Origin of the sequence: Halomonas salsilacus, from assembly GCF_051216275.1 — a bacterium.
Lineage (GTDB): Bacteria > Pseudomonadota > Gammaproteobacteria > Pseudomonadales > Halomonadaceae > Halomonas.
In genome coordinates, this window is record NZ_JBPKAQ010000006.1 from 28,605 (window position 1) to 49,862 (window position 21,258).

Sequence of the window (21,258 nt, forward strand, 5' to 3'; positions counted from 1 at the left end):
AAGGCCACGATGCCAAGCCCCTGGCAGACTGGTAGACTGTGCCGTTTTCCGGACGGTGGAGAGTGCGATGCTGGCGGTATGGGTCGAACAGCTGCTGGGGTTTGCCTCGGGGGCGCTCAAGGCGATTCGTCAGGACGAGCGCTATCCGACGCTGATGACCTGGGCCCGCGAGGAGGGCCCGGCGCTGGTCGGGGGTAACCTGCCCATGGCCCAGGCGCTGGCGCCGGAGCTGTGGTCCCAGACGCCGCTTGAACGTCTCGGCTTCGCCACCGAACCTCTGGCGCCCCCTGGCCGCAACGAGCCCTGCTGGTGCGATTCCGGGCGCAAGACCAAGCAGTGCTGTGGCACCGTGAGTCTGCCGGGTCCGGTGCCCGGTCACCTGATGTGGATGCTCTCGCTTCGCGAGTGGAAGGGCGACACCCTCAAGGCGGCGCTGGCCAGCGGCCGCGCCCCGGCCCAGGGGCTGTTGGAGGCGGGTCTGATTGCCGCCGAGACCGGCCAGCGGGGTCGCGCCCAGCAGATCCTCGAGTCGCTGTTCGAGCGCGGCGACTGGTCGAAGCTGCCGGAGCAGGCCGAACCCGCCTTCGAGATCCTCATCGACCTCTACCAGGAACGCGGTTTCCATCGCAAGCGTGAGGCGCTGCTCGATGCGGTGCTCGAGCATGGCCCGCTGTTCTTGAGGGGCGTGGCCCTGGAGCGCCTCTGCCTGATGCACCTCGATGCCGACGACCTGGACAGCGCCCGGGCCGCCTTCGTGCGCGCCCAGCAGGCCCTGCCGGACTCGCCCACCCTGGCCTACATCGAGGCGATGCTGCTGCTCCACGAGGGACACGAGGAGGAGGCCGCCGAGCGGGCGCGCTTCTGGTTCCGCCGCCTCGCCCGGCAGGGCGAGCTCGACCCCGACCAGCTCGAATTCCTGGCCGATCTTGCCGATAACCCGGGGGCGACACTGGCCGAGCAGCTGCTCAACGCCGAGGAGGACCTGGCCGGGCCGCTCGCCTCCCTGCAGGCCCTTCTGGAGGTGCTGCCCACCGCTCCCCGGCTGAAGGTGACCCGCACCGATGAAGGCCGCCTGGAGTACCGCCAGAGCGAGCGCGAGCAGGCCCTGACCGAAGCCTGGCTCGCCTGCTTTCCGGCGGAGGCGGTCAGCGAGTCGCCGCTGGGGCTGGAAGATGACCCCTGGCCTGCGGCCGGAGAGTGGCTGACAGAGCTCTGTGCTCACCCCGAGTGGCTCGATGCCCCGGCGGTGCTCCAGGGGCTGACCCTGGCGCTCACCACCCGGTTCGGCAGCCTGCCGTGGATGGCGCCGAGCCTGTTCGTGCCGCTTGCCGAACGGCTGGAGCGCTGGCTCGAGCAGGCGGCTGCCGAGGGGCCCGGCACCCTGGTCTGGGAGGATGGCGACAACGCCCTGCTGCTGCGCACCGGGCTGGCGCTGGTGGTGGGCATGGAGCGCGGCGCCCGGCAGCGCTCCCGGCAGCTCGCCGAGCGCCTGCTAGCGCTGGATGACCACGACAGCCTGGGACTGCGGGAGCTGGTGCTCGACCAGTTGCTGCGCGACGGGCGTGACGGTGAGGCGCTGGCCGTCAGCTATCCGCCGGAGGGCGAGGAGCTGGGCGAGGCGGCACTGGGTCTGCTGCTGGGTCGTGCGCTGGCGCTGTTTCGGCTCGAGCGCCTGGACGAAGCCGCTGAGGCGCTCGAGGAGGCGCACCGACACAATGTCCATGCCCTGGCCCTGCTGTGTGCCGAGAAGCCCCGCCAGGCGCCCGCCGCTGGCGGCGACGGGGTGGCCGAGCCCGGTTCTCGGGCGGAGGCGTGGCAGTACCGCACCCTGATGCGCGACCAGTGGCGGGCCCCCCCGGGGGCACTGGCTTGGCTGCAGGGCTGGCTCGATATTCGCTAGTCCCCCTGGAGGGCGCCGCCCGCTGCACCGCTCCTGGCGCAAGTCGGGGCCTGGCCGTCAGGCCCCGCGCGGCATCGGTGCCGGTACCAGCTCCCGGTCGCGGCTGATCCAGATCGCCAGGGCGATGGCCGGCAGGCCGAGCGCGGTGGCGATCACGAAGAAGGTGGCATAGCCTTCGGTGGCCACCACCAGCCCGCCAAAGCCGCTGAGGAACTTGCCCGGCAGGGTCATCAGCGACGAGAACAGCGCGTACTGGGTCGCCGTGTAGGCCCGCGAGGTCAGGCTGGAGAGGAAGGCGATGAACACCGCGCTGGCCAGGCCGTTGGCCAGGTTGTCGCCGACGATCGCCATCACCAGCATCGGCAGGCTCTGGCCGGCCAGGGCCAGGGCGGCGAACAGCAGGTTGGTCAGGGTGGCGGCCGCCGCCCCCAGCACCAGGATCGGCCCGATGCCATAGCGGGCCACCAGCAGCCCTCCCAGGATGCCCCCGGTCACGCTCATGGCGATGCCGAAGACGTTGGTGACGTTGGCGATGGTGGCCAGGGTGAAGCCCATGTCGATATAGAGGGGATTGGCCATGGAGGCCATGGCCAGGTCGCTGATTCGGAACACCGCGATGAACACCAGCAGCCACAGGGCCTTGCGGCGGTGGCGGCTGAAGAAATCGGTGAAGGGGCAGACGATGGCGCCGATCACCCAGGCCCCCAGGCGGCGCAGCTGGCGCGGCTTGCCGCGGCTGGCGCGCAGGAAGGCGCGCACCTTCGGCTCGTGGATCAGCTGGGTGGTGAGCGACAGCCGTTCGGGCTCCGGGCGCACCAGCACGGTGATCACCCCGATGCCCACCAGGGCCGCCATGGTCAGGTAGGCCGCCTCCCAGGAGAGCCAGGAGGCCACGTACATGGCCCCGGCGCCGGCGGCCAGCAGCCCCCCGCGGTAGCCGATGATGTAGGTGGAGGCCATGGCCGCCTGGATATCGTCCGGCGCCGATTCGATGCGAAAGGCGTCGATGGCGATGTCCTGGGTGGCGGAACCGAAGGCCACCAGCAGCGCAAAGCCGGCCACCATCGCCAGGTTCCGGGTAGGGTCGAGGCTGGCCAGACCGATCAGGCCGGCGGCGATCATCGCCTGGGCGAGCAGCATCCAGCCGCGGCGCTGGCCCAGGGTGCGGGTGAGAAGCGGCAGGGCCAGGCGATCCACCACCGGCGCCCAAAAGAACTTGATCGAGTAGAGGATGCCGATCCAGGAGAAGAAGCCGATGGCGGCCACCTCGACCCCGTCGCTGCGTAGCCAGGCCGAGAGCGTCGAGAACACCAGCAGGAAGGGCAGGCCGGCCGAGAAGCCGAGAAACAGCATGGTGATCACCGGTGCGCGCAGGTAGATCGCCAGGGCATCGCGCCAGCTGCGATGGGGCGTTGGGCTGGGCAGGGGGCTTGACATCGGGCAGGGCACTCCTTGCGAGCCACCCGGACGTCGGGCCGTCACAGGCGGTCACCATCGATGGTAGAATCCGGATATCGGTTGCCGAGCCAGCGGCCCGGACATCGCGGCGATTGTTGCAGAGCATCAGCGTCGATACCAGCACCCAGTCATCCCCGACAGGAGTCCCATGAACGAGAACGACGCGACCCTCGAACCCGGCGACGAGGCCGTTCCACGCTGGTATGTGATCCAGTGCAAGGGCGGTGAGTCGTTCCGTGCTGCCGCGCACCTGGCCAACCAGGGCTACGAGGTGTTCCACCCGGTGCTCGAGGTGCAGAAGAAGCGCCGCGGCAAGCTCGAATGGATCAGCGAGCCGCTGTTTCCCTACTATCTGTTCATCCGCCTCGACCGGCTGGTCAGCAACTGGCGCCCGATCCGCTCCACCCGCGGCGTGCTCAAGCTGGTCGGCTTCGGCGACATGCCCGTGGCGGTGAATGATGACCTGATCACCACCCTGCGCGAGCACGGCAGCGAACGCGACGACGCCACCGCCAACCTCTATTTCCGCACCGGCGACGCGGTCACCATCACCGAGGGGCCCTTCAAGGAGCTGCAGGCGGTCTTCGCCGGCCACAAGGGCGAGGAGCGCGCCATCGTGCTGCTCAACCTGCTGCATCGCCAGCAGCGGCTCGAGGTACCGGTCGACCAGCTTCGACGCAGCTGAGCCTCGCCACGCCCCCCCCCCCCCCCTTTCACTCCAAGGAGACTGCCATGACGATCTCTCCCCAGCGGGTCGTGACCCTTCACTATGTCCTGACCGATACCGCCGCCGGCGAGGTGCTGGATAACTCCCGTGCCCGAGAGCAGCCGCTGGAGTACCTCCACGGCCACCACAACATCGTCGAGGGGCTTGAGCGCGCCCTGGACGGCCAGTCCGAGGGCGCCGAACTCAGCGTGACCCTGATGCCGGCCGAGGCCTACGGGCTTCGCAACGAGGCGCTTGTTCGTGAAGTAGGCCGCGGCGCCTTCCCCGTGGACGACCTGTCACCGGGCATGCGCTTCCAGACCCCCGGTGAGGCCGGCCCCCAGGTGGTCACGGTGCTGGAGGTGCGCGACGACAGCGTGCTGATCGACACCAACCATCCGCTCGCCGGCAGGACCCTGCGCTACCGGCTGGAGGTGCTCGAGGTGCGCGATGCCACCCGCGCCGAACTCGCCAAGGGCCATCCGCTGCCTCCCGGCACCGACCCTGCCAGCGTGGAAGACAAGAAGGTGCTGTAAAAACTGACCTGCATCAAGATTCGACCCGCCCCCGTGGGATGCCGGAATCGAAATTGATGCAGGTCAGGTTTTGTCCCGCCACTCCGGGCTAAAGTCCTCCCAACAGATCGAGACGGGAGGACAAACACATGTATCTAGATGACGCCGTAATCTTCGGGTTGGTCACCGTCGCGATGATGATCGCTTTCATGGGTGGCTGGATCGCCTTCATCGTGCGAGATAATCGCAAGAAGAAGCACTGAATCAGTCATCGCAAAAAGTCGTCAGGGGAGGGGGGAGTCATCCCCCCAGTAGCCGACCCGCTTGGGTCGGCTTTTTTTCGTTTGTTAGATCAGCGCTGGACGGTGGCCCGTCCGCTCTCCGATGGCCCGCGCCAGTGGCGCTGCCAGGCGCGCATCACGCGCTCCGGGTACCAGGTCTGTCCCAGGCTGCCGTTGTAGCGGGCCAGCGCGCGGGTAAAGTCACCGCGCTCCACCGCCAGGTAGTGGGCGAGTATCGTGGTGCCATAGCGCAGGTTGCGCCATGGATCCTTGAGGTCGTCGGCGGGCAGGCCCAATTCGCGGATCCAGAACGGCATGATCTGCATCAGGCCCACCGCCCCGGCGGAGGAGATGGCATCGGCCCGGAAGGCGCTCTCCACCTGGATCACCGCCAGGACCATCTCCGGTGGCAGCCTGGCCAGGCGGGCCTCCAGGAAGACCCGCTGCAGCAGCTCGCCGCGCAGGGCCTCATCCTTGACGAAGCGGGCCATCGACGGCTCCATGGCATTTTGCCACTGGCGTGCCGCCCAGATCTCGGCCGGGTCGCGGGGGAGGGAGAGGCTGTCGTCGAGGGTGGTGCGCAGGGAGGCGGGCGCGGCCGGCAGTGCCTGGACCACCAGCGGTCGACGATCGGCCTCCAGGGAGGCCAGGAAGGTGTCATCGCTGGCCGCCGCCGTGGAGACGGCGGCCAGGCAGAACCACCCAAGGCCGGCGGCGAGGCGTTTCACGCTTGGGCGCGCGTCAGCGGCTGATGCGTTCGCCGAGGAAGTCGAGGAGCTGCTCTGCCGGTAGCATGGTGGCGTCACTGTCACGGCGTCCCTTGTATTCCAGTTCTCCCTTGTCCAGGCCGCGGTCGCCGACCACGAGGCGATGGGGCAGACCCATCAGTTCATGGTCGGCAAACTTGGCGCCCGGGCGCAGGTCGCGATCATCCAGCAGCACCTCGAAGCCGGCCTCGGTCAGCTCGGCGTAGAGCTTCTCGGACTCCTCGCGCACCCGCTGCGACTTGTGGGCATTCATCGGTACCAGCGCAATATGGAAGGGCGCGATGGCATCGGGCCAGATGATGCCGGCCTCATCGTGGTTCTGCTCGATGGCGGCGGCCACGACCCGGGTCACCCCGATACCATAGCAGCCCATCCAGGGGTGGATGGCGCGACCTTCGGCGCCCAGCACCGTGGCGTTCATCGCCTCGCTGTACTTGCAGCCCAACTGGAAGACGTGGCCCACCTCGATGCCGCGCTTGATGCCCAGCGTGCCGCGGCCGTCCGGGGAGGGGTCGCCCTCGACCGCCTTGCGGATATCATGGATCTCGGGCAGCGCTACATCGCGCTCCCAGTTGATGCCGAAGTAATGCTTGCCGTCGACGTTGGCGCCGGCGCCGAAATCGCTCATCAGTGCCACGCTGCGGTCGACGATGATCGGCATCTCCAGGCCTACCGGGCCCAGCGAGCCGGGGCCGGCGCCCACCGCGGCGCGGATTTCCTCTTCGCTGGCCATGGTCAGCGGCGCAGCCACCTGGGGCAGGTTCTCGGCCTTCACCTCGTTGAGCTCGTGGTCGCCGCGCACCAGCAGGGCGATCAGGCCGCCCTCGGCCCCGTGCACCATCAGGGTCTTGAGGGTCTTCTCGATGGGCAGGCCGTGCTGCTCCACCAGGGCGGCGATGGTCCTGGCGTCGGGGGTGTCGACCAGACGCAGCTCCTCGTCGGGGGCGGGACGCTCGGGGTGGCTGCCCAGGGGCGCCGGCAGCGCCTCGGCCTTCTCCATGTTGGCGGCATAGTCGGACTCGGTGGAAAAGACGATGTCGTCCTCGCCGGAGTCGGCCAGCACGTGGAACTCGTGGGAGCCGGTGCCCCCGATGGCGCCGTTGTCGGCGATCACCGGGCGGAAGTCCAGCCCCAGGCGGGTGAAGATTCGGGTGTAGGCATCGTACATCGCCTGGTAGGTCTCCTTGAGGGAGGCCTCGTCGACGTGGAAGGAGTAGGCGTCCTTCATGATGAACTCGCGGGAGCGCATCACCCCGAAGCGCGGACGGATCTCGTCGCGGAACTTGGTCTGGATCTGGTAGAAGTTGACCGGCAGCTGCTTGTAGCTGGCAATCTCCTTGCGTACCAGGTCGGTGATCACCTCCTCGTGGGTGGGGCCGACGCAGTAGTCGCGGTCGTGGCGATCCTTGAGACGCAGCAGCTCGGGGCCGTACTGCTCCCAGCGGCCGGACTCCTGCCACAGCTCAGCGGGCTGCACCGCCGGCATCAGCACCTCCTGGGCGCCGGCGCGGTCCATCTCCTCGCGGACGATGCGCTCGACCTTGCGCAAAGTCTTCAACCCCAGCGGCAGCCAGGTATAGAGGCCGGAGGTGAGGCGGCGGATCATCCCCGAACGCAGCATCAGCTGATGGCTGATGACCTCGGCGTCGGCGGGGGTTTCCTTGAGGGTGGCGATCAACAGTTGAGTGGCGCGCATGGGTCCGGCGTTTCCTCGGGCTCGTCAAAGGGGGCGGTCCGCCAGGACGGCGGCAGTGGGCGCATTGTACGGCCAAGCGCCAGGCGCGGCAAAAGTCGTCCGCGAAAGCTCCTTCGCCCTCTGAGCCTGGCGCCACCCCCCCCCTGGCGCCGGGTGGGGTGGGCGCTCTCCGGGGCTGTGGTAGACTCATTTCGATGTTGCCCAGCGGTGCCAGCCCGGAATGCGTGGGAGCGGCACCGATTCCGGATGCCATGGAGATTTCCGCATGACCCCAGCGTTGCGTCGCGGCCTGACCGGCCTTGTTCTCGGTGTCTCGATCACCGCCCTGTCGGGCTGCGGCACCGTCTTCCACCCCGAGCGCAAGGGCCAGCTGAGCGGCCGCATCGACCCGGTGGTGGCCATCGCCAACGGCGTCGGCCTGCTGTTCTTCATCGTCCCCGGGGTGATCGCCTATGCTGTGGACTTTTCCAATGGCACCATCTACCTCCCCAGCGGCCACACCTCTTCCGGCGTGGATGCCATGAAGCTGGAGGGGAACATGGACGTCGCCTCGCTGGAGCGGCTGCTCTCCGAGATGAGCGGCAAGCCGGTCAGCCTGGACAGCGAACTGCTGAGGGTCGAGGCGGTGGAGAGTCTGGACGAGGCCCTGGCGCTGCTGCGCATGGCCGGCACCGATGATGAGGCGCGCCTCGCCCTGGCCAACGACGAGCGCGCCTGAGCCGGTTGGCAACCGCGTGTCGGTAATCGCGCCTCCCAGGGCTCGATTGGTGACAGGGTCGCCAGGGCCGGGGCGCATGGCGAACTCTCCCGAAACGTGAGGCGTCAGAGCTCCATGACCATCAGGCGCAGCGTGAAGCCGAGTATCAGGGTCGAGGCGACGCTGAGCAGGGTCCCCAGCAGCACGTACTCGGTGAGCTTGCGGTCGCGGGAGTCGCGCAGGTCGCCGTAGCGCAGCACTGATTTCGCCGCCAGCAGGAAGCCTACCGCGGTGAGCTGGTCGAGCAGCACCAGGGTGAGCACTACCACCCGCTCCAGCATGCCGATGCGGGCGCCGGCCCGGGCCAGGGTACCCTTGTCCTCGATCTCGTGGCTCCAGCGCCGCATCATCATGGCGATGGCAAAGGAGAAGGGGCGGGTCACCGTCAGGTAGGCCACCGCCACGCCGAGCACCTGAGGCGAGACCAGCCAGGCGGCGAGTTCCTGCAGCGGCGCCAGACTGCCAATCCACCCCAGCCATAGCCCCCCCAGCACCAGCAGGTGCAGTGCCTGGTCGAGCAGGAACCAGCGCAGTTCGCCGGCCGGCAGCCGTGTCTTGGCCAGGTCGATCAGCCAGTGGCTGGCCGCCACTATCAGGGTGGCGAGCAGGGCGATCGCGTAGCCCCGGGTCGGGTCCATGGCGGCGACCACGCCCAGTACGCCGGCGACCAGGGTCGCATGGATCAGCGTATGCATCAGCAGGGCCGTGGAGCGATGCTTCAGGCGATAGCGCTCCTCGACCCAGGCGCGCGGTTGGAGCAGGAAGTCGCCGATCAGGTGGACGAGCACCAGGGCCATGAGCAGCGACAGGGCATCGGCGCTCATGGCGTGTGTTCCTCGTCGGCGAGGCGCTGTCCCAAGTAGTCGAGGGTGTCGGAAAGCAGGGCCCAGCGGGCGGCACGAAGGCGCTTGTGCACGCTGGGCTGGCGGATGCCGAGACGCTCGGCCAGGACCTGCTGAGAGGCGTCATGGCGCAGGCTCAGGCCGATGACCTCGGCGGAGTAGGGTGACCAGCCGTCGAGCAGGTCGTCGATGAAGCGAACCAGCAGGACTAGCCCGGGGTCCTCGGGCGTGTTCAGCCGGGTCAGCGACAGGTGGGCGGCGGTCTCGGCCAGGGCATCCAGGGCGCGACCCGAGGCGACGAAGGTGGCGCCGTCGGCCTCCGCAAGGCCCCGCTCCGCCGGCCCGACTGCCACGGCGATACGGGCATCCCAGCGTTGGCCGGGCTCGGAGTGTTCGATCAGTGCCGCTCGCAGGGCCACGGCCGCCTCCATGGCCGGGGCCGCCCGGGGCAGGGCGAGCTGGAAGCCGTCGCCACGGAAGCGATCGCCGTGGCCGCCATGCAGGGAGGCCAGTTCGGCCAGGTTGTCATCCAGCAGCCGATAGAGACCAGTGCGATCGTCGACCTTGCGCGAGTCGATCACGTCGCCGGTCAGGACGGCGATTCGCTGTGACATGGAAGGCCCTCCGGGGCGCTTGCCTCAAGGATAGCCTTTCAGCGCTATTCATTAATTTAATAGCCCATTAAGGCTATAATATCAATAAATAGCCTAAAAAGGCTATTGGTGCTTACCGCGCCAGCTCGCGCATGGCGCTTTCCAGCCCCTCCAGCGTCATGGGGTACATGCGCTCATCGATCAGCCGGCGGATCAGCTGGGTGGAGTGGGTGAACTCCCAGGCGCGCGGCGGCATGGGGTTGAGCCAGACCAGGCGCGGGAACTTATCCACCAGGCGCTCCAGCCACACCGCGCCGGCCTCGTCATTGAAGTGTTCGACGCTGCCGCCAGGATGGGTCACTTCGTACGGCGACATGGCGGCGTCGCCGACGATCACCACCTGGTAGTCGGAACCGTAGGTGTGCAGCACGTCCAGGGTCGGGATATGCTCGGTGTGGCGACGAGCTTGGCTCTGGGAATTGCTGCGCCACAGCCCCTCGTAGACACAGTTGTGGAAGTAGTAGGCCTCCAGGTGCTTGAACTCCGAGCGCGCTGCCGAGAAGAGCTCCTCGCAGGTGCGGATGTGGTCGTCCATGGAGCCGCCCACGTCGAGCAGCAGCAGCACCTTCACCGCGTTGTGGCGCTCCGGGCGCATCTGCACGTTGAGCAGGCCGGCATCCCGGGCCGTCTCGCGGATGGTGGCATCCACGTCGAACTCCTCCGCGGCCCCCTGGCGGGCGAACTTGCGTAGCCTTCTCAGCGCCATCTTGATGTTGCGGGTGCCCAGTTCCAGGGAGTCGTCGTAGTCGCGGAAGCGACGCTCGTCCCACACCTTCACCGCGCGGCGATGGCGCGAGCCGTCCTGGCCGATGCGGATGCCCTCGGGGTTGTAGCCGTAGGCGCCGAAGGGGCTGGTGCCGCCGGTGCCGATCCACTTGTTACCGCCGGCGTGGCGCTCCTGCTGCTCCTCCAGACGCTGCTTGAAAGTCTCGATCAGCGCCTCGAGCCCGCCCAGGGACTCGATCTGTGCCTTCTCCTCATCAGAGAGTTGCTTTTCGAATTCCCGGCGCAGCCAGTCATCGGGAATCAGCGCCTCGATGGCGGCGTCAAGGTTCTCGAGCCCCTCGAACCAGGCGGCGAAGGCACGATCGAAGCGGTCGAAGTGGCGCTCGTCCTTGACCATCACCGTGCGTGCGATCCGGTAGAAGGCCTCCATGTCGGCGAAGACCACGCCGCGCTCCACCACCGCGTGGAGATCGAGTAGCTCGCGTAGCGACACCGGGACGCCGGCGCGCTTCAGGGTCTCGAACAGGCCGATGAACATGACTCAGCGCCTCTGGTTGCCCTGGCGGCGCATCATGAACGCCAGCCGCTCCAGGAGATGGGTGTCCTGCTCGTTCTTGACGAGTGCCCCTGCCAGCGGCGGGATCGCCTTGACCGGGTCGCGGTGGTAGAGCGCCTCCCGGGCCAGCTCATCACTCATCAGGAGCTTCAGCCAGTCCACCAGCTCCGAGGTGGAGGGCTTCTTCTTGAGTCCCGGCGCCTGGCGCAGATCGAAGAACACCTCCAGCGCCTCGCCCACCAGCCTGGGTGCGATCTGGGGGAAATGTACATCCACGATGGCCTGCATGGTCTCGCGGTCGGGGAACTCGATGTAGTGGAAGAAGCAGCGGCGCAGAAAGGCGTCGGGCAGCTCCTTCTCGTTGTTGGAGGTGATGACGATGATCGGGCGGTGGTGGGCGCGAATGGTCTCCCCGGTCTCGTAGACATGGAACTCCATGCGATCGAGCTCCTGGAGCAGGTCGTTGGGGAATTCGATGTCCGCCTTGTCGATCTCGTCGATCAGCAGGACCACCCGCTCGCCCGCGGTGAAGGCCTCCCACAGCTTGCCGGGCTTGATGTAGTGGGCGACGTTCTCCACGCCCTCAACGCCCAGCTGGGAGTCGCGCAGGCGGCTCACCGCATCGTACTCGTAGAGCCCCTGGGCGGCCTTGGTGGAGGACTTGATATGCCAGGTGATCAGTCGCGTGTCCAGCGAGGCCGCGAGCTCCTCGGCCAGCAGGGTCTTGCCCGTGCCCGGCTCGCCCTTGATCAGCAGCGGGCGCTGAAGGGTCACGGCGGCGTTGACCGCCTGTTTCAGGGCCTCGGTGGCCACGTAGGTGGAAGTGGAATCAAACGCCATGGGGATCGTGCCTCGGCAGGTCGTCGGGAGTTGGAATTAATCAAACGAGTGTACGGAAGGGCGGCGATGGCGACAAACCCCCCCCTCGGAAAGCTGGCGTAGATACCTTCCATCACTCGGGCCTGATCTGTCGGCAAGCCTGCGAGGAGGCGCTGTGAATACCCCCATGTACGCTACCGGCGCCATCCCTGGCGCAGGACCTCCTCTTCGGCTTTCCCCCAGCGCCCCTAGCTGTTCGTAACTACATCAGCTCTGATTTCTAACAGCAGCGCGGATTATCTGCCTCGATACGCCTCCACCAGGATCGCCGGGTCATGCTCGGCGTGGCCGCGGCCAGCGTGGGCCCGCATCAGCTGGGCGGCCAGGCCACTCATGGGGGTGGCGCGGCCCGACCGCTGGCTCTGGGCCACCGCCATGTCCAGGTCCTTGAGCAAGGTGCGCAGGTGCCACGGCGGGTCGGCGAAGTCGCTCTGTGCCATGCGCGGGGTGAGGATACGGAAGGGCGTCGAATCGGCGAAGCCGCCGGCCAGCGCCTCGACGAGGCGGGTGGCCTCCACGCCGCAGGCCTCGGCCAGCGCCACCATCTCGGCGAGCACCGCCGCCTGGCAGCCGACGACCATCTGGTTGCATACCTTGGTGACCTGGCCGGCGCCCACCGGCCCCATATGGGTGACCCGGGCGGAGAGCGGCGCGAGCAGGGGGCGGATGGTGTCGATCTTCGATGCCTCGCCACCGGCCATCATCACCAGGCTGCCCGCCTCAGCGCCGGCCACGCCACCGGAGACCGGGCAGTCGATCCAGGTCATACCGCAGCGCTCAGATAGTCGCGCGGCGAAGTCGCGGGTGGCCGCGGGATCGCTGCTGGAGAAGTCGATCAGGGTCTGGCCGCGACGGCCGTGCTCCGCCACGCCGCCCTCGCCGAACACCACGGCCTCCACCACCTCGGTGTTGGCCAGGCAGAGCATCACCACGTCCACGCCCGCCACCAACTCGGCAATGGTGCCGGCCACCCGGGCGCCGGCCTCACGGAGCGGCTCGGCCTTGGCCGCGGTGCGGTTCCACAGAGTCACGTCGACGCCGGCGCCGAGCAGCCGGCGGGTCATGGGGTCGCCCATCAGGCCGATGCCGATGAAGCCTGCACGCAGCTGGGTCATGGGGGGTCTCCTGGCGAGTGTAAGCAAGGGCAGCATGCGCGATGGAAGGCTCTATCAGCAACTCGTCCTGGGCGTGCTGGCCTTTTCCTGCCTCGCCATGGCGCATGTCGGTCCTGCGGAGCGCCCACATGGTGCAGTGCGGTAATCGGCAAGCCGGTCGGGATGCCTGCCTGAGTCCGCGAATAACCCTATAATGTTGTATTAAAACATCTATCCATTTTTTGGTGCGGTCTTCGCAAGGTTAAAGACATGATCACCGCACCACCTGGTGATCACCTCTGAGCTGGCGTGCTCCACCTGGTCCCCTTCGGGGGGCCTTTTTTATGCTTGGCAGGGCGATGCTATTAGTCTACATTTGTGTAAAATGTAGATATTAACCATCGCCAATCTTACGTTTTCCACCCAGAAGTTCCTATGGAGCCCACGCCATGAGCCAGATCACCCCCGTTAGCTGGGAAGACCCCTTTCGCCTGATCGACCAGCTCTCCGAAGACGAGCGCATGGTCTACCAGACCGCCCACGACTACTGCCAGGAGAAGCTGCTGCCGCGGGTTCTGGAGGCCAACCGCCACGAGATCTTCCACCGCGAGATCATGAACGAGATGGGCGAGCTCGGCCTGCTGGGCGCCACCATCGACGGCTATGGCTGCGCCGGGCTCAACTACGTCAGCTACGGCCTGGTCGCCCGCGAGGTGGAGCGTGTCGACTCCGGCTATCGCAGCGCCATGAGCGTGCAATCGAGCCTGGTGATGTACCCCATCCACGCCTTCGGCAGCGAGACCCAGCGCGAGAAGTACCTGCCGAAGCTGGCCACCGGCGAGTGGGTGGGCTGCTTCGGTCTGACCGAGCCGGACCACGGCTCCGACCCCGGAGGCATGATCACTCGCGCCACCCGTACCGAAGGCGGCTGGCGCCTCAACGGCACCAAGACCTGGATCACCAACTCGCCCATCGCCGATGTCTTCGTGGTCTGGGCCAAGGACGACGAGGGCGTGATCAACGGCTTCATCCTCGAGAAGGGCATGCCGGGGCTTACCGCGCCCAAGATCGAGGGCAAGTTCAGCCTTCGCGCCTCCATCACCGGCCAGATCGCCATGCAGGACGTGGAGATTTCCGACGAGCAGCGCCTGCCCAACGTGACCGGCCTCAAGGGCCCGTTCTCCTGCCTCAACCGCGCTCGCTACGGCATCGCCTGGGGCGCCATGGGGGCCGCCGAGGCGTGCTGGCATGCCGGGCGTGACTACACCATGGAGCGCAAGCAGTTCGGCCGCCCGCTGGCCGCCAACCAGCTGATCCAGAAGAAGCTGGCCGACATGCAGACCGAGATCACCCTGGGCCTGCAGGCCGCCCTGCGCGTGGGCCGCATGATCGATGATGGCCAGTTGGTGCCCGAGGCGATCTCGCTCATCAAGCGCAACAATTGCGGCAAGGCGCTGGATATCGCCCGCGTGGCGCGCGACATGCACGGCGGCAACGGCATCAGCGACGAGTATCACGTGATCCGCCACGTGATGAACCTCGAGGCGGTCAACACCTATGAGGGCACTCACGACGTCCACGCCCTGATCCTTGGCCGTTCCCAGACCGGCCTCCAGGCGTTTACCGGTTGAGATGGTTGTAAGAAGCCAGATGACCATAACGAGGGGCGCCGGGAATAAGCTGAAGGGGAGGTCCTGCGCCAGGGATGGCGTCGGTAGCGTGCAGGGAAGTATTCACGGCGCCTCCCCGGAAGCTTGTTGCCGGATCAGCCCCGTGTGAGCAAGGAGTTCGAGATGAGCGGACCACTGGACGGTATCACGGTACTCGACATGTCGCGGGTGCTGGCCGGCCCCTGGGCCGGCCAGCTGCTCGCCGACCTGGGCGCACGGGTGATCAAGATCGAACACCCCGAACGTGGCGATGACACCCGCGGCTGGGGGCCACCCTGGCTCGCAGACGATCTTGAAAGTGGACAGGACGACCGTGAGAAGGTCGCCGCCTACTATCTCTGCGCCAACCGCGGCAAGCAGTCGCTGGCCCTCGATATCGCCTCCGAGGAGGGCCAGGCGCTGATCAAACGGCTGGCCGAAGGCGCCGATATCCTGCTGGAGAACTTCAAGGTAGGCGGCCTGGCTCGCTACGGGCTCGACTACGCGAGCCTTCGGGCTCTCAATCCGCGGCTGATCGGTTGCTCCATCACCGGCTTCGGCCAGGATGGCCCATACGCCCATCGCGCCGGCTACGATTTCATGATCCAGGCCATGGGCGGGCTGATGAGCCTGGGCGGAGAACCCGACGGCATGCCGATGAAGACCGGTGTGGCGATCACCGACGTGATGACCGGCCTCTACGCCTGCGTGGGGGCACTGGCGGCGCTGCAGGAGAGGGCGCGCACCGGTGTGGGGCGCCATGTGGACGTGGCGCTGCTCGACGTCCAGGTGGCGACCCTGGCCAACCAGGCGCTCAACGCCCTGGTCAGCGGAGAGAACCCGGAGCGCCACGGCAATGCCCATCCCAACATCGTGCCCTACCAGGCCTTCGCCTGCGCCGATGGCTACCTGGTGCTGACCGTGGGCAACGACGCCCAGTTCGTGCGTTTCGCCAAGCTGCTCGGCCACCCGGAATGGGCCGAGGACATGGCCTATGCCAGCAACGCGGCCCGGGTCGGCAACCGCCAGGTGCTGGTGCCGATGATCCAGGCGATCCTCATGACCCGCGATCGGGACGACTGGCTCGCCGAACTCGAGGTCCGCGGCATACCCGCCGGCCCCATCAACACGCTCACCGAGGTGTTCGACGACCCCCAGGTGCAGCACCGTGGGCTGCACCGCACCCTGAGGCGGGGTGAGCTCGAGGTGCCCCAGGTAGCGAACCCCCTGCGCTTCGACGGCGACTGTGCCACCAGCGAGGTCGCACCGCCGCGGCTCGGCCAGGACAGCGATGCGATACTCGCCGAGATGGGCCTCAAGCCGGACGATATTGCCCGGCTCAGAAGGGCAGGGGTGGTGCGTTAGCGGGGCGAGAAGCGCCGGGTCAGCCCCATCTCGGCGATCATTCGCGTGGAGATCTCCTCCACCGAGAAGCGGGTGGTGTCGATGAAGGGGATATGCAGTTGGCGGTAGATCCCCTCGGCCTGGCCCACCTCCTGCACGCACTGGTCCATGGAGCTGTATCGGCTGTTGGGGCGGCGCTCGTGGCGGATCGCCGCCAGCCGGCGCGGGTCGATGGTCAGGCCGAAGAGCTTGTGGCGGTGGGGCGAGAGCACCGTGGGCAGCTTGAGCGTGCCATCCTCGTCGAGATCGTCCTCGGTGAGTGGATAGTTGGCCGCCCGAATGCCGAACTGCAGCGCCAGGTAGAGCGATGTGGGAGTCTTGCCGCAGCGCGAGACGCCTACCAGGATCACGTCGGCCTTGTCGTACTGGTGGGTGCGGGCGCCGTCATCGTTGTCCAGGGCGAAGTGCACCGAGTGGATGCGGTCCATGTAGACCTCATCCTTGCCGATGGAGTGGGTGCGGCCCACGGTGTAGCTGGAGTGGGTGTCGAGTTCCTGCTCCAGGGGCTTGAGGAAGGTCGAGAAGATGTCGATCTTGAAGCCATCGGCTTCGCGGATCACGTCGCGGATCTCCTCATCGACGATGGTGTCGATGATGATTGGCTTCTCGCCGTCGTGCACCGCGGTGCCGTTGATGACCTCCACCAGATTCTGGGCCTTCTCCACCGAATCGATGTAGGGCTTGGTGACCATGCGAATCTCGACGTTCTCGAACTGCGCCAGCAGGCTGCGGCCCAGGCTCTCGGCGGTGATGCCGGTGCCGTCGGAGATGAAGAAGGCGGTACGGGTCATGGTGTCGTCATCGCAAGTTGAGTGAATTCAGGGAAGGCGAAATCGTCCCTATTGTCGGTGCCGTGGCCGCCCCTCACAAGCGTCGGCCGCTGGGGCTCATCGTTAGTTGACTACAGGAATCCTTGAAATCGGCCTGCTGTTGTAAAAATCCTCCACTCCCTACCCGTTTAGACCAATGGCGAATATGGCCCCCGCTTGATAGAGTGCCGACCATCTCATCATGCCTTGCCGGCATGATCACCTGTCGTCGTAAGCCAAGGGGGTCCCGTGGACGATTACATTCTGTGGTTCGATGTACTGGGCATGGACGATGTGGAGCGAGTCGGGGGCAAGAACGCGTCCCTTGGCGAGATGATCTCCAATTTGGCCGGTGCCGGGGTGACCGTCCCCGGCGGCTTTGCCACCACCGCCCATGCGTACCGCGAATTCCTCTCCCACAAGGGCCTAAACGAGCGCATCAACGCCGCGCTGGCCACCCTGGACGTGGATGATGTCTCTGCCCTGGCCAGGACCGGCGCCGAGATCCGCCAGTGGATCATCGATACGCCGCTGCCGCCGACCTTCGAGCAGCACCTGCGCAGCGCCTACGAGACGCTACTCGCCCAGCATGCCAACCTCAAGGTCGCCGTGCGCTCATCGGCCACCGCCGAGGATCTGCCGGACGCCTCCTTCGCCGGCCAGCAGGAGACCTTCCTCAACATCGAGGGGTTCGACAACATCAAGCGTGCCGTGCACGAGGTGTTCGCCTCGCTGTTCAACGACCGCGCCATCTCCTACCGCGTCCACCGTGGCTACGCCCACGAGAACGTGGCGCTCTCCGCCGGGGTGCAGAAGATGGTGCGCTCCGAGACAGGTGCCTCCGGTGTCATGTTCACCCTGGATACCGAGTCCGGCTACCGCGACGCGGTCTTCGTCACCGCCTCCTGGGGCCTGGGCGAGACGGTGGTGCAGGGTGCGGTGAACCCCGACGAGTTCTACGTCCACAAGCCGACCCTCGCCGCCGGTCGCCCCGCCGTGCTGCGCCGCAACCTGGGTTCCAAGCTGATCAAGATGGTCTATGGCAAGGAGGCCAGCGCCGGCAAGTCCGTGGAAACGGTCGACGTGCCGCTCAAGGAGCGTGGGCGCTTCTGCCTCAATGATGAGCAGGTGATGGCCCTGGCCCGCCAGGCGGTGACCATCGAGCAGCACTACCAGCGCCCCATGGATATCGAGTGGGCGCTGGACGGCGACGACGGCGAGCTCTATATCGTCCAGGCCCGTCCAGAGACCGTGGTCTCCCAGCAGGAGGGCGGCAAGCTCGAGCGCTTCCAGCTCAAGGAGAAGGGGCGCAACCTGATCTCCGGCCGCGCCATCGGCCAGCGTATCGGCCAGGGCGCCGTCAAGGTGGTGGCCTCGCCAGAAGACATGGACAAGGTCCAGGCTGGCGATGTGCTGGTCACCGACATGACCGACCCCGACTGGGAGCCGATCATGAAGCGCGCCTCGGCCATCGTCACCAATCGCGGCGGACGCACCTGTCATGCGGCGATCATCGCCCGTGAGCTCGGCATTCCCGCCGTGGTGGGCTGCGGCGATGCCACCCAGGTGCTCGCCGATGGCCGCGACGTCACCGTCTCCTGCTCCGAGGGTGACACCGGCCATGTCTATGAGGGGCTGCTGGCCTTCGATCGCAGCGTGACCAGCGTCGATGCCATGCCCGAGATCCCCTTCAAGATCATGATGAACGTGGGCAACCCCGACCGTGCCTTCGGCTTTGCCAGCCTGCCCAATGCCGGTGTCGGCCTGGCGCGCCTGGAGTTCATCATCAACCGCATGATCGGCGTGCACCCCAAGGCACTGCTCGACTACGACACCCTGCCCGCCGACCTGCAGCAGACCATCGACCTGCGCACCGCCGGCTACGCCAGCCCGGTGGATTTCTACGTCGACAAGCTGGTCGAGGGCATCTCCACCCTGGCCGCCGCCTTCTACCCCCAGCGGGTCATCGTTCGCCTCTCCGACTTCAAGTCCAACGAGTATGAGAACCTGATCGGGGGCAAGCTCTACGAGCCCGGTGAGGAGAATCCGATGCTCGGTTTCCGCGGTGCCGCCCGCTACATCTCCGAGACCTTCCGGCCCTGCTTCGAGCTGGAGTGCCGGGCGCTGAAGCGGGTCCGCGAGGTGATGGGCCTGGACAACGTCGAGGTCATGGTGCCCTTCGTGCGCACCACCGACGAGGCCCGCCAGGTGGTCGAGCTGCTGGCGGCCAATGGCCTGAAGCGGGGCGACAACGGCCTCAAGGTGATCATGATGTGCGAGCTGCCGGCCAACGCACTGCTCGCCGATGACTTCCTCGAGCACTTCGACGGCTTCTCCATCGGCTCCAACGACCTGACCCAGCTAACCCTGGGCCTGGACCGCGACTCCGGCATCGTCGCCCACCTGTTCGACGAGCGTAACCCGGCGGTCAAGAAGCTGCTGGCCATGGCCATTCAGGCCTGCAAGGCCAAGGGCAAGTACGTGGGCATCTGCGGTCAGGGGCCGTCGGACCATCCCGATCTCGCCAAGTGGCTGATGGAGCAGGGCATCGATTCCGTGTCGCTCAATCCCGATGCGGTACTGGAGACCTGGTTCATGCTCGCCGGCGAAACGCTGGGCTAAGCCGCCAACGGTGGTAAAGACGCCCGGTCGACCCCCGTCGGCCGGGCGTCTTTCGTCTATGCTGACAGACTCCCTTGCGGGAATTTCTAGCGACAAGGAGCTTGTCCTCATGACATTGACCGCCATTCCCTTCCGCCGCCGCCTGCTGGTGCCGGTGACTGCCGCGCTGGTGCTCGGCCTGCCGCTTGCGGCCCAGGCCGAGGTCGCCTTCCAGTATGACCTGCCGGCCATCGCCCCGGAGGTCGCCTCCGAGACCGAGGAGAAGCCCGGCTGGGCCACCGAGCGCTTCGCCGTGGCCGCCGCCAACCCGCTGGCCACCGACGCCGGTTATCAGGTACTCCAGGCCGGTGGCAGCGCCGTCGATGCCGCCATCGCCGTGCAGATGGTGCTCACCCTGGTGGAGCCACAGTCCAGCGGGATCGGCGGCGGCGCCTTCCTGATGCATTACGATGGCGACACGGTCAAGGCCTTCGACGGGCGCGAGACGGCACCCTCGGACGTGGATGGCACGCTCTTCCTGGACGAAGAGGGCAATCCCCTGGATTTCATGGAGGCGGCGGCCAGCGGCCTCTCGGTCGGGGTGCCAGGCACGGTGCGCATGCTGGAGCTGGCCCACCGTGAACATGGCAAGCTCCCCTGGGCCGAGCTATTCGGCCCGGCGATCACCCTGGCCGAGCAGGGGTTTCCGGTCAGCCGGCGCCTGCATACCAGTCTGGCGGCGGAGGAGCACCTGCGCGACGACCCGCTGGGTGGCGTTTTCTACTACACCGAAGAGGGCGAGCCGCTTGCCGAAGGCCATGAGCTCAAGAACCCGGCGCTGGGGGCGATACTGCGCGAGATCGCCGAGAACGGTAGCACTGCGCTGCACACCGGGGATATCGCCCGGGATCTGGTGGATCGGGTGCAGGACCATGACGTGCGGGCCGGGTCTCTCAGCCGGGAGGATATGGCGAGCTACGCCGCCAAGGAGCGTGAGCCCATCTGTACGGACTGGAAGTTCTGGAGCATCTGCGGTTTTCCGCCGCCTTCCTCCGGGCATCTGACCCTCATGCAGATCGTGGGTATCCTCGATCATTTGACTGACATCGAGACGCCGGTGGAAGAGGGCGTGCCCACCGAACCCTGGCTGCACCAGTTCCTGGAAGCCTCGCGCCTGGCCTTCGCCGACCGCGGCAAGTTCATCGCCGACCCGGACTTCGTCGAGGCCCCCGGCCGCGACTGGACGAGCCTGCTCAACCCCGATTACCTGAAGCTGCGCGCTGAGCTGATCGGCGACGAGAGCATGGGCACCGACGGTGCCGAGCCGGGGAACCCCGGCGAACTCGCAACTGCCTGGGCGGTCCAGCCAACGCAGCCTGAATTTGGCACCAGCCATATCAGCATCATCGACGAGCACGGCAACGGCCTCGCCATGACCACCACCATCGAAGCTGCCTTCGGCGCGCGAATTATGGCCAACGGGGGCACCGGCCTGCCCGGCGGCTACCTGCTCAACAACGAGCTCACCGATTTCTCCTTCCAACCCGAGGATGAGGCTGGCCGCCCCATCGCCAACCGGGTAGAAGCCGGCAAGCGGCCACGCTCCAGCATGAGCCCTACCCTGGTGTTCAGTCGCGACAGCGGCGACCTGGTGGCCAGCCTCGGTTCACCGGGTGGGGCCGCCATCATCCACTACACCGCCAAGGCGCTGGTGGCGATGCTCGAATGGGGCCTCGATGCCCAGGAGGCCCTGGACCTGCCACACGCCATCACCCTGGGCGGTCCGGTGTTCCTGGAGGAGGGGCGCTTCCCGGCCGCGACCCTGGAAGCGCTCAATGCCCGTGGCCATGAGGCCAGCGAGCGCGAGCTGGTCAGTGGCCTGCAGGCCATCCAGCGCACCGAGTCCGGCTTCTTCGGTGGCGCCGACTCGCGCCGGGAAGGGATGGTGATGGGGGACTGACAGGA

At 67.0% G+C, this 21,258-nt stretch carries 18 protein-coding genes; 9 read left to right on the forward strand and 9 right to left on the reverse strand.

Features of this window, described 5'->3' with window-relative positions; genetic code table 11:
• The first annotated feature begins 67 nt into the window (after positions 1-67).
• The gene (locus ACR80S_RS10045) at positions 68-1,900 is read left to right on the forward strand and encodes an SEC-C metal-binding domain-containing protein (protein ID WP_435399186.1); all 1,833 of its coding nucleotides are present in this window, start codon (positions 68-70) and stop codon (positions 1,898-1,900) included.
• Positions 1,901-1,957: 57 nt separating this feature from the next.
• On the opposite strand, the gene ACR80S_RS10050 is transcribed toward ACR80S_RS10045, so the two are convergent.
• A complete protein-coding gene (locus tag ACR80S_RS10050) occupies positions 1,958-3,325 on the reverse strand; it encodes an AmpG family muropeptide MFS transporter (protein ID WP_435399539.1) in 1,368 nt (455 codons plus the stop codon).
• 181 nt (positions 3,326-3,506) lie between these two features.
• On the opposite strand from ACR80S_RS10050, the gene rfaH reads away from it, so the two are divergent.
• The 3 genes from rfaH (at position 3,507) to ccoM (ending at position 4,842) form a co-directional block, all read left to right on the forward strand.
• Positions 3,507-4,043: a transcription/translation regulatory transformer protein RfaH gene (rfaH, locus tag ACR80S_RS10055; protein WP_435399185.1), complete on the forward strand. Its 537-nt coding sequence runs from the start codon at positions 3,507-3,509 to the stop codon at positions 4,041-4,043.
• A gap of 47 nt (positions 4,044-4,090) precedes the next feature.
• Positions 4,091-4,600: an FKBP-type peptidyl-prolyl cis-trans isomerase gene (locus ACR80S_RS10060; RefSeq protein ID WP_435399184.1), complete on the forward strand. Its 510-nt coding sequence runs from the start codon at positions 4,091-4,093 to the stop codon at positions 4,598-4,600.
• A 128-nt stretch (positions 4,601-4,728) separates the two neighbouring features.
• Positions 4,729-4,842, forward strand: coding sequence for a cytochrome c oxidase subunit CcoM (gene ccoM, locus ACR80S_RS10065; RefSeq protein ID WP_435399183.1), 114 nt, complete (start codon positions 4,729-4,731; stop codon positions 4,840-4,842).
• An 89-nt stretch (positions 4,843-4,931) separates the two neighbouring features.
• On the opposite strand, the gene ACR80S_RS10070 is transcribed toward ccoM, so the two are convergent.
• A complete protein-coding gene (locus ACR80S_RS10070) occupies positions 4,932-5,588 on the reverse strand; it encodes a lytic transglycosylase domain-containing protein (protein WP_435403116.1) in 657 nt (218 codons plus the stop codon).
• 13 nt (positions 5,589-5,601) lie between these two features.
• Positions 5,602-7,323 carry a proline--tRNA ligase gene (locus tag ACR80S_RS10075; RefSeq protein ID WP_435399181.1) on the reverse strand — a complete coding sequence of 574 codons (1,722 nt, stop codon included), beginning with the start codon at positions 7,321-7,323 and terminating at the stop codon, positions 5,602-5,604.
• Between the two features lie 265 nt (positions 7,324-7,588).
• Between ACR80S_RS10075 and ACR80S_RS10080 the strand changes: the two genes are divergently transcribed.
• Positions 7,589-8,041: a hypothetical protein gene (locus tag ACR80S_RS10080; protein ID WP_435399180.1), complete on the forward strand. Its 453-nt coding sequence runs from the start codon at positions 7,589-7,591 to the stop codon at positions 8,039-8,041.
• Between the two features lie 104 nt (positions 8,042-8,145).
• Here ACR80S_RS10080 and ACR80S_RS10085 read toward each other — a convergent pair whose 3' ends face one another.
• The 5 genes from ACR80S_RS10085 to ACR80S_RS10105 all read right to left on the reverse strand — a co-directional run bounded on the left by ACR80S_RS10085 (position 8,146) and on the right by ACR80S_RS10105 (position 12,851).
• Positions 8,146-8,904 (reverse strand): DUF3307 domain-containing protein, encoded by a 759-nt coding sequence (locus tag ACR80S_RS10085; RefSeq protein ID WP_435399179.1) that lies wholly within the window; start codon positions 8,902-8,904, stop codon positions 8,146-8,148.
• Positions 8,901-9,536, reverse strand: coding sequence for a hypothetical protein (locus ACR80S_RS10090; protein ID WP_435399178.1), 636 nt, complete (start codon positions 9,534-9,536; stop codon positions 8,901-8,903). Before ACR80S_RS10090 ends, ACR80S_RS10085 begins: the two co-directional genes overlap by 4 nt.
• Before the next feature lie 112 nt (positions 9,537-9,648).
• A complete protein-coding gene (locus tag ACR80S_RS10095; protein ID WP_435403117.1) occupies positions 9,649-10,839 on the reverse strand; it encodes a vWA domain-containing protein in 1,191 nt (396 codons plus the stop codon).
• A 3-nt stretch (positions 10,840-10,842) separates the two neighbouring features.
• Positions 10,843-11,697: an AAA family ATPase gene (locus tag ACR80S_RS10100; protein ID WP_435399176.1), complete on the reverse strand. Its 855-nt coding sequence runs from the start codon at positions 11,695-11,697 to the stop codon at positions 10,843-10,845.
• Between the two features lie 275 nt (positions 11,698-11,972).
• Complete coding sequence (locus tag ACR80S_RS10105) at positions 11,973-12,851, reverse strand: NAD(P)-dependent oxidoreductase (RefSeq protein ID WP_435399175.1); 879 nt, start codon at positions 12,849-12,851, stop codon at positions 11,973-11,975.
• Between the two features lie 428 nt (positions 12,852-13,279).
• Here ACR80S_RS10105 and ACR80S_RS10110 point away from each other — a divergent pair, with 428 nt between their 5' ends.
• A complete protein-coding gene (locus ACR80S_RS10110; protein WP_435399174.1) occupies positions 13,280-14,461 on the forward strand; it encodes an acyl-CoA dehydrogenase in 1,182 nt (393 codons plus the stop codon).
• A gap of 162 nt (positions 14,462-14,623) precedes the next feature.
• A complete protein-coding gene (locus ACR80S_RS10115) occupies positions 14,624-15,844 on the forward strand; it encodes a CaiB/BaiF CoA transferase family protein (protein ID WP_435403118.1) in 1,221 nt (406 codons plus the stop codon).
• Here ACR80S_RS10115 and ppsR read toward each other — a convergent pair.
• Positions 15,841-16,674, reverse strand: coding sequence for a posphoenolpyruvate synthetase regulatory kinase/phosphorylase PpsR (ppsR, locus tag ACR80S_RS10120; protein WP_435399172.1), 834 nt, complete (start codon positions 16,672-16,674; stop codon positions 15,841-15,843). The genes ACR80S_RS10115 and ppsR overlap by 4 nt on opposite strands.
• A 267-nt stretch (positions 16,675-16,941) precedes the next feature.
• Between ppsR and ppsA the strand changes: the two genes are divergently transcribed.
• On the forward strand, positions 16,942-19,314 hold the full coding sequence (gene ppsA, locus ACR80S_RS10125; protein WP_435399171.1) for a phosphoenolpyruvate synthase: 2,373 nt from the start codon (positions 16,942-16,944) through the stop codon (positions 19,312-19,314).
• Between the two features lie 109 nt (positions 19,315-19,423).
• Positions 19,424-21,253 (forward strand): gamma-glutamyltransferase, encoded by a 1,830-nt coding sequence (gene ggt / locus ACR80S_RS10130; RefSeq protein ID WP_435399170.1) that lies wholly within the window; start codon positions 19,424-19,426, stop codon positions 21,251-21,253.
• Positions 21,254-21,258: the final 5 nt, after the last annotated feature.